General features: G+C 72.8%; 13 protein-coding genes. 6 read left to right on the top strand and 7 right to left on the bottom strand.

Features of this window, described 5'->3' with window-relative positions:
* Window positions 1–142: 142 nt before the first annotated feature.
* Together ACZ5Y0_RS02535 and ACZ5Y0_RS02530 are read left to right on the top strand one after the other, a co-directional pair.
* Window positions 143–619 (top strand): single-stranded DNA-binding protein, encoded by a 477-nt coding sequence (locus ACZ5Y0_RS02535; protein ID WP_469126792.1) that lies wholly within the window; start codon window positions 143–145, stop codon window positions 617–619.
* Between the two features lie 260 nt (window positions 620–879).
* Window positions 880–2,292: a TQXA domain-containing protein gene (locus ACZ5Y0_RS02530; RefSeq protein WP_469126791.1), complete on the top strand. Its 1,413-nt coding sequence runs from the start codon at window positions 880–882 to the stop codon at window positions 2,290–2,292.
* Window positions 2,293–2,430: 138 nt separating this feature from the next.
* Here the strand turns inward: ACZ5Y0_RS02530 and ACZ5Y0_RS02525 are convergent, their stop codons facing one another.
* Complete coding sequence (locus ACZ5Y0_RS02525) at window positions 2,431–2,949, bottom strand: HAD domain-containing protein (RefSeq protein WP_469126790.1); 519 nt, start codon at window positions 2,947–2,949, stop codon at window positions 2,431–2,433.
* Window positions 2,950–3,236: 287 nt separating this feature from the next.
* On the opposite strand from ACZ5Y0_RS02525, the gene ettA reads away from it, so the two are divergent.
* From ettA to ACZ5Y0_RS02510, 3 genes are read left to right on the top strand one after another with little or no spacing between them, the layout of a single operon-like run.
* Complete coding sequence (gene ettA / locus ACZ5Y0_RS02520) at window positions 3,237–4,901, top strand: energy-dependent translational throttle protein EttA (protein WP_467512868.1); 1,665 nt, start codon at window positions 3,237–3,239, stop codon at window positions 4,899–4,901.
* A 2-nt stretch (window positions 4,902–4,903) separates the two neighbouring features.
* A complete protein-coding gene (locus ACZ5Y0_RS02515) occupies window positions 4,904–5,314 on the top strand; it encodes an acyl-CoA thioesterase (protein ID WP_469126789.1) in 411 nt (136 codons plus the stop codon).
* Window positions 5,311–5,988 carry a DUF8185 domain-containing protein gene (locus ACZ5Y0_RS02510; protein WP_469126788.1) on the top strand — a complete coding sequence of 226 codons (678 nt, stop codon included), beginning with the start codon at window positions 5,311–5,313 and terminating at the stop codon, window positions 5,986–5,988. Before ACZ5Y0_RS02515 ends, ACZ5Y0_RS02510 begins: the two co-directional genes overlap by 4 nt.
* Before the next feature lie 36 nt (window positions 5,989–6,024).
* Here ACZ5Y0_RS02510 and ACZ5Y0_RS02505 read toward each other — a convergent pair whose 3' ends face one another.
* Complete coding sequence (locus ACZ5Y0_RS02505) at window positions 6,025–6,438, bottom strand: globin (RefSeq protein WP_469126787.1); 414 nt, start codon at window positions 6,436–6,438, stop codon at window positions 6,025–6,027.
* Window positions 6,439–6,584: 146 nt separating this feature from the next.
* Between ACZ5Y0_RS02505 and ACZ5Y0_RS02500 the strand changes: the two genes are divergently transcribed.
* Entirely contained in the window at window positions 6,585–7,595 is a 1,011-nt protein-coding gene (locus ACZ5Y0_RS02500) for a methyltransferase domain-containing protein (protein WP_469126786.1), read from the top strand.
* Between the two features lie 136 nt (window positions 7,596–7,731).
* Here ACZ5Y0_RS02500 and ACZ5Y0_RS02495 read toward each other — a convergent pair whose 3' ends face one another.
* The 5 genes from ACZ5Y0_RS02495 to ACZ5Y0_RS02475 form a co-directional block, all read right to left on the bottom strand.
* Window positions 7,732–9,375 (bottom strand): FHA domain-containing protein, encoded by a 1,644-nt coding sequence (locus tag ACZ5Y0_RS02495; RefSeq protein WP_469126785.1) that lies wholly within the window; start codon window positions 9,373–9,375, stop codon window positions 7,732–7,734.
* A gap of 46 nt (window positions 9,376–9,421) precedes the next feature.
* Entirely contained in the window at window positions 9,422–10,804 is a 1,383-nt protein-coding gene (locus ACZ5Y0_RS02490; RefSeq protein ID WP_469126784.1) for a vWA domain-containing protein, read from the bottom strand.
* Between the two features lie 201 nt (window positions 10,805–11,005).
* Window positions 11,006–12,331, bottom strand: a complete 1,326-nt coding sequence (locus tag ACZ5Y0_RS02485) for a PP2C family serine/threonine-protein phosphatase (protein WP_469126783.1) — start codon at window positions 12,329–12,331, stop codon at window positions 11,006–11,008.
* A gap of 3 nt (window positions 12,332–12,334) precedes the next feature.
* Window positions 12,335–14,926, bottom strand: a complete 2,592-nt coding sequence (locus tag ACZ5Y0_RS02480; protein WP_469126782.1) for a serine/threonine-protein kinase — start codon at window positions 14,924–14,926, stop codon at window positions 12,335–12,337.
* Window positions 14,923–16,254 carry a hypothetical protein gene (locus ACZ5Y0_RS02475; RefSeq protein WP_469126781.1) on the bottom strand — a complete coding sequence of 444 codons (1,332 nt, stop codon included), beginning with the start codon at window positions 16,252–16,254 and terminating at the stop codon, window positions 14,923–14,925. Before ACZ5Y0_RS02475 ends, ACZ5Y0_RS02480 begins: the two co-directional genes overlap by 4 nt.
* Window positions 16,255–16,281 lie beyond the last annotated feature (27 nt).

The raw sequence follows: 16,281 nt of genomic DNA, 5'->3' as shown, positions 1-16,281 counted from the left end.
GGGGGGGGGGGGGGGGGGGGGGGGGGTGGTGTTGTTCCCCCCCCCCCCCCCCCCCCCCCCCCGCCCCGGTGACGGAGCCGTACGGGACGGGCCCGTAGGCGTGACCACCCGGCACGACGGCCGGGTGAGGGAGGGGTTCTCGATGAACGAGACGATGGTCTGCGCGGTGGGGAACGTGGCGACGCAGCCGGTGTACCGGGAACTGTCGACGGGAGCGTCGGCGAGGTTCCGGCTGGCGGTGACCTCGCGCTACTGGGACCGGGAGAAGAACACCTGGACCGACGGCCACACCAACTTCTTCACGGTGTGGGCCAACCGCCAACTGGCGACGAACGTGGCCGCGTCGCTGAACGTGGGCGAAGCGGTGATCGTGCAGGGCCGGCTGAAGGTGCGCACGGAAGCGCGCGAGGGACAGAACTGGACGTCGGCCGACATCGACGCCGTGTCGATCGGCCACGACCTCGCCCGCGGCACCGCCGCCTTCCGCCGCGCGGCCAGGCCCGAGCCGGCCGCCACGGTCGGCGCACCCCCGCCGCCGGAACCCGACTGGGAGACCCCGTCCGGGGACTTGGCGAAGCCGAAGTCGTCCAGGCGACGCGAGCCGGCGGCCGTGACCTGAAGTCAGCCGACGTATCGGTCTGACCGGTCGGTGGCTTATCGGCGGATACCTCCTGAAGTATTCGGTGGATTTGTCGATAAGCCCGGCCGGTGGGTGATCTTGGGGATAACGATTCCGAGTCGGATCACCCATCGGACGACCTGACCGGGAAGGCCGGTACGCCCGCCTCTCTAGGATGCCGGACGTGGCTCACGGGGCTTCTGATTCTGCTGGTGGGACCCGCCCCCCACATCAACGGGTCTCGCTCGAAGGGGAATTACGTGATTTCTTCGTTCTCCGCGCCGTTCGCGCGCGGACGGGGAGCGCTCCGCCTCGCGGCGGGGACGCTGGTGTCCGGGCTTGTCGCCGTCGGCGTCCTCGCCACCGCGGGCACGGCCGTCGCCGAGACCGCGGCGCGGACCCAGGGCGGAGCGACGGCGACGATGGGCGGCCTCAAGACGTACGGCGCCGCCGTGCTGCACGGCGAGAGCGGGGACCAGGAGGTCTCGGCCGGGCTGTTCGAGATGTCCGTCGAGGGCGGCGGCACCCTCCAGACCTACTGCGTGGACCTGCACAACCCCACGCAGCAGGACGCCAAGTACCAGGAGACGCCCTGGAGCGGCACGTCACTGGGCGTCAACAAGGACGCGGGCCGCATCCGTTGGATCCTCCAGAACTCCTACCCGCAGGTCAACGACCTGGCCGCGCTGGCCAAGAAGGCCGGTATCGCCGAGGGCCTCACCGAGCAGGACGCGGCGGCCGGCACCCAGGTGGCGATCTGGCGCTACTCGGACGGCGCGGACGTCGACGCCGTCGACCCGCAGGCCGAACGGCTCGCGGACTACCTCCAGAAGGCCGCCCGCGCCGTGGCGGAGCCCCGCGCCTCCCTGACCCTTGACGGGCCCGCCGTGTCCGGCCACCCCGGCGAACTGCTCGGCCCGGTCACCGTACGGACCAGCGCGGGCGCGGTGACGGTGGCACCGCCGCTGAACGCCGCGACCACGGGCGTCCGGATCGTCGGCAAGGACGGCAAGCCCGTCACCACCGCGCAGGACGGCAGCGAGCTGTTCTTCGACGTGCCCGCCGACACCGCCGCCGGTGCCGCCGAGCTGACCGTCCAGGCCTCCACCACCGTCCCCGTCGGCCGTGCCTTCGCGTCCGAGAGTCGCAGCCAGACCCAGATCCTGGCCGGCTCCAGTGAGTCGACCGTCTCCGCGGCGGCGTCCGCGACCTGGGCCGAGGCGGGCGCCATACCGGCCCTCGCCGCGGCGAAGAACTGCCCGAGGAGCGGCGTCGACCTCACCGCGGCCAACCAGGGCGACCAGGCCTTCACCTTCGAGCTGATGGGCGTGCGCCACAGCATCCCCGCCGGTACTTCCCAGACGGTGACGATCCCCCTCCAGGAGGATCAGGCCTACGACTTCACCATCACCGGCCCGCAGGGCACGCAGAGCCGCTTCACCGGTGTCCTGGACTGCCGGACCAGAGCCGCCGAGACCGGCCTGACCACCCAGACGCTCGCCGAACCGAGCCCGGCGACGGTGGGTGGCACCGCCTCCTCGGGCACCGACCTCGCCGAGACGGGCAGCTCCGACGTCACCCCCCTGATCGCCGGCACCGCGATCGGCCTGGTCGTCATCGGCGGCACGGTCCTGGTGCTCGTGGGTCGCAAGGAGAACGACGCGCGGGGCTGAGCAGCCCCCGCGTCATCGTCTCGGTGGCCGGGCACGGCCCCGGCCGGCCGGGTTGACCCCAGGGCCGATGCTCTCCCCGCCGCCGGAGCGGTCGACGACACCCGCCGGAGCGGGCTCACGTCGCATCCCCGCAGCGGCTCACCTCGGCGCCAGGGCACTGAGCCAACCGGCCAGGGCGGCGAAGTCGGCGTCCCCGAGACCTCTGGTCGGATCGACGCGATGGAGCAGCGCCGGCCCAGGGTGGCCGACGCTGACCCACTGTCGGTCCATCGCGCTGATCTCGTCGTCGACCCAGATGAACGGCCGGCCGTCGGCCCGCTCGACAAGAGGACGGGTCTTCCAGTGCAGGCCGCGCGGGCCTTCTTCGGCGCAGACGTCCGGCCACTCCACCACGGGCAGTTTCGGCAGTCCGATGCGTGGGGCGACCGTCTCGTTCGCCTCCGCCATCCAGGACGAGGCCCATATGAGGTGGCAGCCCAGAGCCGTGAGACGCGCCCCGACCCCGGGGTCGAGCCGCTCCAGCAGGGGGTTCCCCTGCTCGACAGGCATCGAGGCGCCGACCGTGGCGGCTGCTGGGCAGGCCGACGGCGACCCGAACGGGATGAGGGGACCGTCGACGTCCAGGAAGAGAAGGGGGCGCTCCGCCGCGCTCGGCACGGAGGCACGATAGCCCGGCGCAGCAGGCGAGCGACACCCACGGGCCGCCCCGTCTCCGGACCCGTCTCCGGGCCGCCCCGGGCCTCTTCCCGGCCGTCCGAGGTTTCCCCAGGCCCACCTACGGCGACCCGCGGTGACAGTCGAGCTGACAGTGGAGCTACCTCGGCCTACCGTGAAGCCCCAGGTCACGGACCCCCGACCGAACGGGTTTCCTTCGAGGGGTAGCCGTCAGGCAAGATGGGGTGTATCTGCCCACTGCCAGAATTCAAGCTGCCGGACGGTTTCTCTTGGCTGAGTACATCTACACCATGCGCAAGACGCGTAAGGCGCACGGCGACAAGGTCATCCTTGACGACGTGACGCTGAGCTTCCTGCCCGGCGCGAAGATCGGTGTGGTCGGTCCCAACGGTGCCGGTAAGTCCACCGTTCTCAAGATCATGGCCGGGCTGGAGCAGCCGTCCAACGGCGACGCCTTCCTGTCGCCCGGCTACTCCGTCGGCATGCTGCTCCAGGAGCCGCCGCTCGACGAGTCCAAGACGGTCCTGGAGAACGTGCAGGACGGCGCCGCCGAGATCATGGGCAAGCTCAAGCGCTTCAACGAGGTCGCCGAGCTGATGGCGACCGACTACTCGGACGCGCTCATGGAGGAGATGGGCAAGCTCCAGGACGACCTGGACCACGCCAACGCCTGGGACCTGGACGCCCAGCTGGAGCAGGCCATGGACGCCCTGGGCTGCCCGCCCGGCGACTGGCCGGTCACCAACCTCTCCGGTGGTGAGAAGCGCCGCGTCGCGCTGTGCAAGCTGCTGATCGAGGCCCCCGACCTGCTGCTGCTCGACGAGCCCACGAACCACCTGGACGCCGAGTCCGTGCAGTGGCTGGAGCAGCACCTGGCGAAGTACGCCGGCACCGTCGTCGCCGTCACCCACGACAGGTACTTCCTGGACAACGTGGCCGGCTGGATCCTCGAGCTGGACCGCGGCCGCGCCATCGGCTACGAGGGCAACTACTCCACCTACCTGGAGTCCAAGGCCTCCCGCCTCAAGGTCGAGGGCCAGAAGGACGCCAAGCGGCAGAAGCGTCTCAAGGAGGAGCTGGAGTGGGTGCGGTCGAACGCCAAGGGGCGTCAGGCCAAGTCCAAGGCGCGTCTGGCGCGCTACGAGGAGATGGCCGCCGAGGCCGACAAGATGCGGAAGCTGGACTTCGAGGAGATCCAGATCCCGCCGGGCCCGCGTCTGGGCAGTGTCGTCGTCGAGGTCACCAACCTCAGCAAGGCCTTCGGCGAGAAGGTCCTCATCGACGACCTCTCCTTCACGCTGCCGCGTAACGGCATCGTCGGCGTGATCGGCCCGAACGGCGCCGGCAAGACCACCCTCTTCAAGATGATCCAGGGTCTGGAGGAGCCGGACTCCGGTTCGATCCGGGTCGGCGACACCGTCAAGATCTCGTACGTCGACCAGAGCCGCGAGAGCATCGACGCGAAGAAGTCGCTGTGGGAGGTCGTCTCCGACGGGCTCGACTACATCAACGTCGGCCAGGTCGAGATGCCCTCGCGCGCCTATGTCTCCGCCTTCGGCTTCAAGGGCCCGGACCAGCAGAAGCCGGCCGGCGTCCTCTCCGGCGGTGAACGCAACCGCCTGAACCTCGCGCTCACCCTCAAGCAGGGCGGCAACCTGCTGCTGCTCGACGAGCCGACGAACGACCTCGACGTGGAGACCCTGTCCTCCCTCGAGAACGCGCTGCTGGAGTTCCCGGGTGCGGCCGTGGTCGTCTCCCACGACCGGTGGTTCCTCGACCGGGTCGCCACGCACATCCTCGCCTACGAGGGCGACTCCAAGTGGTTCTGGTTCGAGGGCAACTACGAGTCGTACGAGAAGAACAAGATCGAGCGACTCGGTCCGGACGCGGCCCGCCCGCACCGCGCCACCTACAAGAAGCTGACCCGGGGCTGATCTTGCGGCACATCTACCGCTGCCCGCTGCGCTGGGCGGACATGGACGCGTACGGCCACGTCAACAACGTGGTGTTCCTCCGCTACCTGGAGGAAGCCCGTATCGACTTCCTGTTCCGCCCGGAGAAGGACTTCAAGCAGGGGTCCGTGGTGGCGCGCCACGAGATCGACTACAAGCGGCAGCTCGTCCACCGGCACACGCCGGTCGACATCGAGCTGTGGATCACGCGGGTACGCGCGGCGTCCTTCACCATCGCGTACGAGGTGAAGGACGGCGACGTGGTCTACGTCAGCGCCTCGACGGTGATCGTGCCGTTCGACTTCGCGGCGCAGCGACCGCGGCGGCTCACCGACGAGGAGCGTGAGTTCCTCGAGGAGTACCGGGACGACGACAAGGAGGCCGTCGCCGCATGACGGTGCTCCACCTCGCCGACGAGGGAGAGGCGGCGGATCTCGCGGCCTTCCTCTCCCGGCTGCTCCACTACGACCGTTCGGCGGCGGTCCGGCTTCAGGCGGCCGGCACCGCGCTGGCCGCCTTCGGACGGCCGCCGTCCTTCGAGGTCCTCGCGATCCGGGCGGTCCGGCTGGCGAAGCCGTACGAGAACGGTCTCGACGTCACCCTGGACGCGACCGTGTCCGCGGGGGAGCTGCTGGAGAGCGTCGACGAGACGGTGGCCACGGCCGCCGTGCCCGCCGCGGTGACCGGGCCGCCCTGGGCGGGTGTCCTGCCGCCCCGCGGCGGCTGGCAGCCGCAGGACGGCCTTCCGGCGCCGGACGCGCTGCGCGCGATGGTCGGCGCGGCGGTCGCCGAGTTCCGCCGCCGTACGGAGGAACTGCCGGCCGAGGGCCGTACCCGCGGTGAACTCGACCGGATCGGGCGGGAGATCTGGTCCCGGACGGTCGGGGACACCGGCCTGCCGGTGCGGGCCGTGCACGCGGCTCAGTCGCTGGGCTTCCTGCGGCCGGCCACCGCGGCCCCGGACACCGCGCTGTACTCCTCGGGGGCGTGGCTGCGGCTGCGCACGCCGTACGGCTCGGTCGCGGTACGGCGCGCAGGAACCGGCGGCCTGGGCCTCAGCGTGCGCTGAGCGGCCGCACGCCACCGCGGGCGGCCGTACGCCGGGTCATTCCGGGGTGTTGAGCATGGACGCCGCCGCGTACGTCAGGTAGTTCCACAGCGTCTGTTCGTGCTCCTCGGACAGCCCCAGCTCGTCCACCGCGTCCCGCATGTGCTTCAGCCAGGCGTCGTGCGCGGCCCGGTTCACCGTGAAGGGCGCGTGCCGCATCCGCAGACGGGGGTGGCCGCGGTTCTCGCTGTACGTCGTGGGGCCGCCCCAGTACTGGATCAGGAACAGCGTGAGCCGCTCCTCGGCCGGGCCCAGGTCCTCCTCGGGGTACATGGGCCGCAGGAGCGGGTCCTCGGCGACCCCCGCGTAGAAACGGTGGACCAGCCGGCGGAAGGTGTCCTCCCCGCCGACCTGCTCGTAGAAGGTCTGCTCCTGAAGCGTTCCGCGCCGGATCTCTTTCACGCTCCCCATGGTCTCAGACCCCGAGACCGAGGACTCCAGGCGTAGGACCTCCCGGCGCAAGGGCTCCAGGCCCGGAACGTCCCGCCATGGGAGCACGGATACTCGCCGCGCAGGCCCCCGCGCCGCACAGTGGACGTATGGCAACGCATGGACGTATGGCAACGCGTGCGCTCGGCAGGGAGTGGGAGCAGCTGGTCGCCTCCGAGCGGGCGGCGCTGGTGCGGGAGATCGAGACGAGCGGGGCGTTCGCCGCCGATCCGGCCTGGCGGCAGGCCTTCGCCGTCGTACCGCGGCATCTCTTCGTGCCGTACTACTACGTCGCCGGCGTGCGCGGATACGAGCGGCGGTGGGGTGACACTCCTGATCCTCGGGCCCGTGAGCGCTGGGTGCGCGGGGCGTACGAGGATGTGCCGCTGGCCACCCGGCTGCGGGACGGGGAACTGCTCTCCTCCAGCAGTCAGCCCTCGCTGATGGCCGAGATGCTGGCCGAGCTGCGGGTGCGGGACGGGGACCGGGTGCTGGAGATCGGCGCCGGCACGGGATACAACGCGGCGTTGCTGTCGTACCGGCTCGGGGACGAGCGGGTCACCACCGTGGACGTCGATCCGGAGATCACCGAGTCGGCTCGGCGGCATCTCGCCGTCGCCGGATACCAGCCGGCCGTCGTCACCGGCGACGGCGCCCGCGGGGTTCCCGAACGCGCCCCCTTCGACCGTGTCGTCGCGACCTGCGAGCTGGCGTCGGTCCCGCGGACCTGGATCGACCAGTGCCGTCCCGGTGCCCGTGTCCTGACGCCCCTCGCCACCGGACTCCTCGTGCTGACGGTGGGACGGGCCGGGCAGGCAGAGGGCCACTTCCTGCACACGCCCGCCTACTTCGTCCCGCTGCGCGGCACCGACCGGCCCGCGCCGGAGCCGGTCGCCCTCGGTGGAGTGCCGTCGCGGGCCAGGGAGAGCGACCTGTTCCGCTTCCTGCTGGCCCTCACCCGCGGCACCCTCGACCCTCAGGAGGCGTACGCGCTGTGGGAGCGCGAGGGCAGACCCGGACGGGACCGGTACGGCGTCACCGTCGGCCGCGAGCAGATGTGGGCGTGGCTGGACGACCCGGAGGGGCCGTACGCCTGGCCCCTGCCCGGATCGTCGGGGCCCAGCCTCGTCGAGGCCTAGCGCGCCAGGACCGAGCCCCGCCGGGATGCGGTCTCGTCGACGCCGGTCCGGCGGGGACCCAGCCCCGCCGGGACCCTGCCTCGTCGATTCCGGTCCGGCCGGGGCCAGGCCGGACGAGGTCCGGTCCCGTCGGGGTCTAGCCCCGTCGGATCGTGATGGTCGTCCAGGCGCCGACGTGGACGCGGTCGCCGTCCTGGAGCGGTACGGGCACGAAGGGCTGGATCGGCTCGTCGGAGCCGTTGACCGTGGTGCCGTTCGTCGAGTTCTGGTCGACGACGGCCCAGCTGCCGTCCGGCTGCTGCACGAGCACCGCGTGCTGGTGCGAGACGCCCGGGTCCTCCGGCGGCACCGACAGGTCGATGTCGGGGGTCTCGCCGGTGGAGTGCCGGCGGCGGCCGATGGTGATCTGGTTGCCGCCGAGCGTGCGCTGCTGCTCAGGGGAGTACGCGGGCAGGTTCAGGCCCGCGGCCTCCGGCCCCGAGCGGTGCATCATCGCCATGAAGTACTCGCGGTCCGGGCCTATCGTCGCCGTCCAGGTCGCCGGCTGCTGCGCGAACGCCGGGCCGGGCCGGGGCGGGGACTGGTGGGCGCCGGGCTGGGGGTAACCGTAGCCGCCGCCCTGGTTGCCGCCGCCCTGGTTGCCGCCGGGGCCGGTGCGGGACGGCGGGGGCAGCGTCCAGTCGTCGTCACCGCCGCCGAAGGACGGGCCGGACGGCGGTTGCGGCCGGCCGGTCTCCTGCGGGTAGCCGGACGGGGCCCCCTGCGGGCCGCCGGGCGGCTGGAAGGCCTGGGGAGCGCGGTGACCGCCGGGCCCACCTGGTCCACCCCCCGGACCGCCGGGCTGCGCCGGGTTCTGCCGGGAGGGGGCGGGGCCGTAGCCGCCCCGGCCGGTCGGGTTGCCGGGGCCGGAGGGCTCGCGTGCGAAGGGGTCGGAGGACGGGTTCGAGGGACCGGGGCCGCGTCCGAAGGGGTCGGAGGGGGCGCCCGACGGGTCACGCCCGTAGGAACCCGCGGGCGATCCGCCACCGGCCGTGCCACCAGAACCCTGGGGACCGCCGGAAGGACCGCCGAACGGCCGACTGCCGCCCGGCCCACCGGGACCGCCCTGGCCACCGGGACCGCCCTGGCCACCGGGACCGCCCTGGCCACCGGGACGGCCTTGACCGCCCTGGTCACGCCCGAAGGAGGGGCCGCCCCCCTGACCCGGGGTCCGCGACGGGTCTCCGCCGAACGGGGGGCCCGGCGGGATCGGCTCGGCGGGACGGTTCACCTGGGACGGACGGGAACTCTGGTAGCCGAACGAGTCGCTGCCGCCGAAGGACGGGGGCGGCGGCTGGAACCGGGAGTCCGGACCCGCTCCCGGCCTTCCCGGTCCACCCGGACCGCCGGGACCCCCCGGACCACCGCCGGGACCCCCCGGACCACCGCCGGGTCCACCCGGACCGGGCGCGCCGGGACCCGGCGTGCGCGGGGCGGCCGGGGTGTACGAGGTAGCCGTATTGGTCAGGAAGTTCCACCGGCACTCCTCGCAGAAGGGCGCGCCGCCCTCGCGGGGCGTACGGCACTGCGGGCACAGCTCCGGCTCGGCGTTCGGCACCGCGGACGGGTGCCGGGCGTCGGGACGGCCGCCGGCGCCCGGCGGGGGCGGCGGGAAGCCGTACCCGCCGCCGGCCGTGGGCGGCGGGGGAGGGAGCGGAGGTACGGCACCGGCCATGCGGTGACCGCAGACCTCGCACCAGTCGTCGGAACCCGACTGGTGTCCGTTCGGGCAGGTCGGCATGTCGGCGCGTCCCCCTTTCCTTCGGTGTTCCACTAGCGTTGCTGGGTCACTTCTTTACACGAACGGTCTTCGTGGACCTGGTCTCGAGGGTCATCTCGTCGGCCTCCGCGACCTTGGCTTTCAATCGCACAGTACCTGTCGGCGCGTCGACCACGTCCACCACCTTCGCAAGCAGTTTCGCAGTATCCGCGTTCCCGGACGCGCTCGCGAGCTGAACGGCCCGGCCCAGTTTGGCCGTTGCTCCGTCCATATCGCCCGCTTTGCGAAGGTCCAGCCCCTGCTGGATGGCCTGTGCCAGTTCGGCCTGCCCGGTGTAGTGGGCGACCTGCGGGTTGATCGACGTGGAGGCGGCCATGTCGTCGGTCCACACGGCCCGTACGAGGCCCTGCGCGCCCAGGTTCCGCACGCCGCCACCCGCACTCCCGGCCCCGCTGGAGCGGGAGACGTCCCCGGGCTGCGGGATGATCAGCGAGACGCGCGCGGCCAGCATCTCCTGGCCGATGTTCGCGGCCGGGACCTCGACGCACACGTGGTAGTCACGGGACTCGTCGCCCCAGGAACCGGTGGGGTAGTCGCCGGAACGCGGGCCCGACTCGGTGCGTCGATCGGTGAGTTCCTCGACCGTCGGAGCCACCTGCTTGACGAACTTGACGGCCGTGCCGACCGGGGTCCACAGCCGCAGGGCGACGTCCGCGACCTCCTTGCCCATGGCCGTCTCCATCATCTGCGTGAAGTCGGCGGCGAGGCCGGTCGGGTCGGCGACGATGTCGGCGGTACCGAGCAGGGCGGAGGCGATCCCTGTGACTTCTTTCACTTCCCAGTCGGTGCCCACGCCGCGCGCGTCACAGGTGAACCGGCCCGCGCAGGAGTCCAGGGCGGCCCTGAGGGCATCGGGTGACTCGTGTTCGTTGCGGCCGTCGGTGAGCAGGATGCCGTGCCGGATGGCGACGTCGGCGGTGGACAGCAGCCGGTCGGCCAGCCGCAGCCAGGTCCCGATGGCCGTGCCGCCCCCCGCACCGAGCCGGCGCAGGGCCTGCTTGGCCTGCTCGCGGGTGGTGGAGTCGGCGACCGCGAGGCGCCCGCCGCCCGGATAGACCTCCGTCGCCACGTGCGTGCCGCCGATCACCGAGAAGTGCACGCCGTCGCGGAGCGTGTCGATGGCGGCGGCCGTGGCGTCGCGCGCGTTGCGCATCTTGGTCGGCGGGTAGTCCATCGAACCCGAACAGTCGACCATGACCGCCACGGCGGCGGAGGGGCCCGCGCCCGGCGGGTACACGTGCGGTGCCGCGACCGCGGTGCCGACGGTGCCGCCGCCGGTGGCGGTGACCGTCACGATCGCGTTCACCTCGCGGCCGCCCTCCGGCAGGTACTCGTTCTGGTAGACCTCCACCGAGAACTGCGGCACGCTCGACTTCGAGAAATTGGCCATGCCTTTTCCCCTCCCCCTCGGAATCCCACGGCGTGTGGGGTGACGACGTGGACGGACCGGTCCCCTCCGGTCCGCCTCTGCTTCCCCGCGTCCGGCCGGTGTCGTGTACCGGCCGAGCCTGCTCCGTGCGTGCGGTGATGCCTCCGTGCGGCGCTCTGTCCGCGCGTCATTGCGTCCGTTCGGCGCTTCGCCTGCGCCGCCTCAGGCCGATCCTGCCCCCTGTGCGGGGGCGGGGAACGGCACGACGGCCACTGTTACGTTGTCGTGGCCCCCGCCGTCCAGGGCGTGACCGACCAGAACCTGGGCGGCGTGCAGCGGGCGGGCGGCGGCGTCGAGGGGGAGCGTCTCCGCCATTTCCTCGGCGCCTTCGGCGTAGTTCCACAGGCCGTCGGTGCACACGATCACCACGCCCGGCCGGTCCGGCTTGAACGCGGCGGTGTGGGGCTCCAGTTCGTAGGCGTCGGCGCCGAGCCAGCCGGTGATCGCGTGGGCGCGCTCGTCGGCGTAGGCCTCGGCCTCGTTCATCAGGCCCGCGGAGACCATCTGGGCGGCCCAGGAGTCGTCCTCGGTGAGCCGGGCGGGCGGTGAACTGCGGTCCTCCGGAACCCAGTACACGCGGCTGTCGCCGACCCAGCCGACGACCAGCAGACCCGCGGTGACGACCGCGCCGACGAGGGTGCAGGCCGGGGCGTTCTGATGCGGGGCGTGCTCACGGGCCGTGGCGGGCTCCTCGGCGAGCGCGTTGACGGCGTGCGAGGCGGCCACGATCGCCTCGTGCATGGCCTGTTGCGGGTGGGTGCCCTGCGGCAGGGCCGCCAGCAGGGTACGGCCGGCCGCCTGTGCCGCGGCGTACGAGGCGTCGTCGGGGCGGGTCGCGGAGGAGACGCCGTCGCAGACGATGGCCACGAGCGCGGGGCCGCCGTCGGGCAGCGCGGTGTGGCCGACGCTGAAGGAGTCCTCGTTGCGGTGGTGGCGCAGACCGCGGTCGCTGACGGCGGCGATCGGGCCCGACTCCTGCTCCATGTGGTCGCGTTCGCGCGGCTGGGCGTGCCCGCAGTTCTCGCAGTACCCGTCGTCGTCGACCCGGCCCGCCCGACAGGCCACACACACCTTGGCGACGGCCAGCCGCGGGTCCGGCGCCTGGAGAGGGTACTCCTCAGGCTCGGCGGGCCGGTCGAACCGGACCCCGGGGGCGGCGTCGGGTTCGGCGCCGGGAGCCGGTGGCACGGGGGCCGTCGGCGGGGCGGCGGGCGGATGCGGGACGGCGGGGGCCGTCGGCGGGGCGACGGGCGGCTGCGGGGCCGGGGACGGCGGTGGGACGGCCGAACCCGGCGGCGGCCCGCCGGCGATCCGCGCGGGGGCCGGCACCTGTGCCCCGTTCATGGTGAGCGTCGGAGTGTCGTCGGGGCGGGCCGGTACGGCGGACAGGTCGTATCCGCACGCACCACAGAAACGGTCACCCGCATCGAGCGGCTCCGCGCAGCTCGGACACGTGGGCAGGGCGGCCTGCCCAGGGATCTGGATCATCAACTACACCCACGTCCGGGGGCGGTAACGATTGGCACGTTCCACCAGGTCGATCCTCTCCTCGGCGCCGGTCGCCAGCCGGGCCAGCGTGCGGTACGAACGCTCCAGTCCGAAGCGCAGTCCCCGCTCGTCCAGTTCACTGCCGAGCAGCAGCCGCGGGGCGCCGGGGCCGGTGCTGCCCCGGCCACCGGAGAGTACCCAGTCCAGCGCGCAGCCGAGGACTTCGGTGGACAGCTGCTCGCGGCGCGTCGGGTCGAGCCCGTAGGCGTCCAGCGCCTCGACCTGTGCCGCGGCCGCGGCGAGGTCCTCCTGGAAGGGTACGTCGGTGGCGGTGGCCGTCCGCTGCCGGAGCCGGGCGCGGACGGCCGCGACGCGGGCGGCGGTGTAGTGGATGGAGGACTCGGGCACCGACTCCAGCGTGCGTACGGCGCTTCCGCGGTCGCCCGCCGCGAGCTGGACGCGCGCCAGGCCGAACGCGGCGCTCACGAAGCTCGGGTCGGTCGACCACACCAGGCGGTAGTACTCGGCGGCGTTGTCCAACTGGCCCAGCACCTCCGCGCACAGGCCGAGCGCCAGCTTCGGCGTGGGCTCGCCGGGGAAGGCGTCGTAGATCGCGTCGAAGGCGAGGGCGGCGCCCTCCTGGTCGCCGGTGACCAGCGAGGTCACGCCCCGGTACCAGACGACCCGCCAGTCGTCGGGCCGTTCGCCCTCGAGCTTGGCCAGGGACATCAGGGCGGCGTCGGAGTCGCCGTTCTCCAGCCAGGCGCGGATCTGCCGCAGCCGGGTCTCCACCGACGGGGCCGGCGCCGCCGCGAGGGCGGTGATCAGCTCGGTGGGCGCGGAGGCCATGAGACCGGCGAGGAAACCGGCGTTGGGGTCGGTGGGGTCGACGTGCGGGGCCGGCAGGGCGAGCCCGGCGGCGGGCGCGGGGACGGCCCTGACCAGCCCCGCCGCGGTACCCCCGGCACCGGCCGGGACCGCACCGGGCACGCGGGGCGCGGGCACGAGCCCGGCCGAACCAGCGTGACCCGCGGAGGAGTTGCCCGTGGGGGCCGCCGTACCCGAGGCGCGCCGCGATGCGAGCACCCGGGACCCCAGCCGTGACACCTCTGCGCCCTGCTTCGGGAACAACTCGGTGTCGGTGACCTTCACTTCGGGACCGAACAGGGTCGACAGCGCGGGCCGGGCGCGTCCCGACTGGAGCGAGACGACCTCGCGCAGCACTCCGGTCAGCTGCTCGGCCATCTCCTGCGCGGAGGCGAAGCGGCGGGCCGGGTCGGGGTCGGTGGCGCGGACCAGGAGCCGGTAGAAGGACTCGTACCGGTGGAAGACCTCGATGGAGTCGGGGTCGGGCAGGGAGTCCGCGAAGACCGTGGTGTAGCCCTGGAAGTCGAAGGTGAGCACGGCGAGGGTGCGACCGACCGTGTAGAGGTCGCTCGCCACCGACGGGCCGACCTCCGCCACCTCCGGCGCCTGGTAGCCGACCGTGCCGTAGATGGCCGACTCGTCGTCGTCCGTCCTGCGCACGGCGCCCATGTCGATGAGCTTGAGCTGGTCCTCGGTCTGGATGGCGTTGTCGACCTTGAAGTCGCAGTACAGCAGGTTGCGACTGTGCAGATGGCCGAGGGCTTCGAGGGCCTCGATGCCGAACGCGCAGGCTTGTTCCACGGGCAGCGGGTCGCGCTTGCCGTCGGGGGTGCGGCGGGCGTTGGCGATCTCCTTGAGGGACTTGCCGCCGACGTACTCCATGACGATGTACCCGTCCAGCGAACCGGTCCGCTGGTCGAGGTGCTCGACGAAGTTGTAGATCCGCACGATGTTGGCGTGCTCGATCTCTGCGAGGAAGCGCCGCTCGGAGATCGCCGCCGCCATCGCGTCCTGGTCCCCGGTGTCGAGCAGGCCCTTGAGGACCACCCAGCGGTCGGAGACCGCCCGGTCGACGGCGAGGTAGACCCAGCCGAGGCCGCCGTGCGCCAGGCAGCCCACGACCTCGTACTGGCCGTGCACGACGTCGCCGGTCCCCAGCTTCGGGACGAAGGAGTACGGGTGTCCGCACTTGGTGCAGAAGCCCTCCGTGCGGCCCTCCCGCTCACCGCGCGCCCGGCCCACCGGCGCGCCGCAGTCGGAACGCGAGCAGAACCGCTTGCGCTCGGGCACCTCCGGGTTGTCGAGGACCATCGCGCGCGGGTCGGGACGCGGTACCTGCGGCACCGTGACCAGGCCCACCCCGAGCCGGGCCCGCCCGGAGGAACCGGCCGTGGAACCGGAGCTGCGCACCGACAGCGAGCGGCCGGTGGAGGTGCCCGCCAGGGATCGCGAGAGCCGCCCGGAGACCGAGCGGCGTGACTTCGACGACTGCGAGGCGGTGCGCGGGCTGCGCGCGCTGGAGGCGGAACCGCGGCTGCCCGTCGAGCTCCTGCCGCCGCGGGTCACCCCGGTCGGAGGCGACGCGACCATGCCTCCCCCGGAGGGGGGACCCCCAGACGCGACGACGGGGGCCAGGCCGCAGGTGTCGCAGTACAGCTCGCCGCCGCCCATGTCCTCGTACGAGCCCTCACAGCCCGGTCGCTGGCACGTCTGACCTGCCTGACTCATGACCTCTGCTCCCCCCTGTGGTCCTGAGGGCCGCCCTGCTCGGGCACGCGTGGCGCGGCGAGCAGTTCGGCCGCCGCCTGCTGGTAGCGCAGGACGGCCTGTTCGGCGACGCGCAGATCGCAGGGCGCGCTCCACAGCATCCGCCGGGCCGCGTCGTAGCGCTCGATGAGGAACGGGTCCTCGGCGAGCCCGTGCCGGGCGACCTTCGCCCTGTACGCGTCGAGACGGCCGCGCAGCTCCGCGCGGATCGCGAGGGGCGCGGTGACCGCCGTCAACGACTCGCGGGCGCGCAGCAGTTCGTCCTCCGCCTTGCGCTCCAGGGACTCCAGGAGCGGGGAGAGACGGTGCCACTGGGCGTGCCGGCGGTACTCGGCGGCCGTCGCCAGCTGCTCCTGGAGCACGGTCGGCGGGCCGCTGACGACCGGCACCTCCGTGGCGGCGATCTTCGCGAGCACCTCGCCGCGTGCCGTGCGGGCCTCGGCGAGGGTCCGGTCCGCGCGGCTGAGCACGTCCCGCAGCCGCACGAGCCGCTGCTCGGCGTCCTGCCGGACGGTCAGTACGGCGTCGATCTCCCGGCGTACGTCCTCCAGGGCGCGCGCCTCGCGGTCGTACACCGCGGTGTCGGGGCGTCCGCCGCCCGGTGCCGAACTGCCCTGCGCGGGTACCCAGAACGCCAGCGGGTCGGAGATCACCTGCTCGCGCAGCGAGGTCAGGGCGCGGGTGATCCGTTCCAGGTCGTCACCCGCCGGATGCTCGCCGGGGCGTACGCCCACGGAGTGCGCGAGCTGACGGGTGCGCTGGAGTTCGGCGGCCAGTAGATCGATCCGCGCGGGCAGCGCGGACCACACCGCGTCGGCGGCGACGACCAGGTCCAGCGAGGACGCGTACAGCTCGTTCATCCGGTCGACGAGGGCGGTCAGCGAGAAGCTCTCGCTGAGCTTGCCGGTGCCGGTCAGGGCCGGCGCGTTCGCGGTGGCGGTGGCCGAACCCGCGACGGTGACGGACTCGCCGCGCAACAGCTCCGTAAGCTCCGCCAGATCCTCACGGCTGGACCAGCGGCGCCGTGAGCGGATGTCCCGCGCGGAACGCAACGCGTCGGTGTACGCGTCGAAGTACGTCCACAGCAGCGTGATCGACGCCTCCGCGGACGCCCAGCGCTCCTTGGTGACCCCGGTCAGCCCGGCGCCCTCGAGGAGTCTGCGGCCCGCGTGGTCCTGGAGGGCGAGGAGCGAGGTCTCGATCGCCTCGTGCTCCGCGCCGAGCCGCGCCAGCGCACGGTCGACCTCGTCCCGGTCCATCACCGGCCCGGGGGGTCCCGTGACGCCCATCGATCACCTCTCGTCGCTGTGTCCGTC

This window comes from Streptomyces sp. NPDC033216 (assembly GCF_055577115.1).
This window is presented reverse-complemented; position numbering and strand designations above follow the sequence as displayed.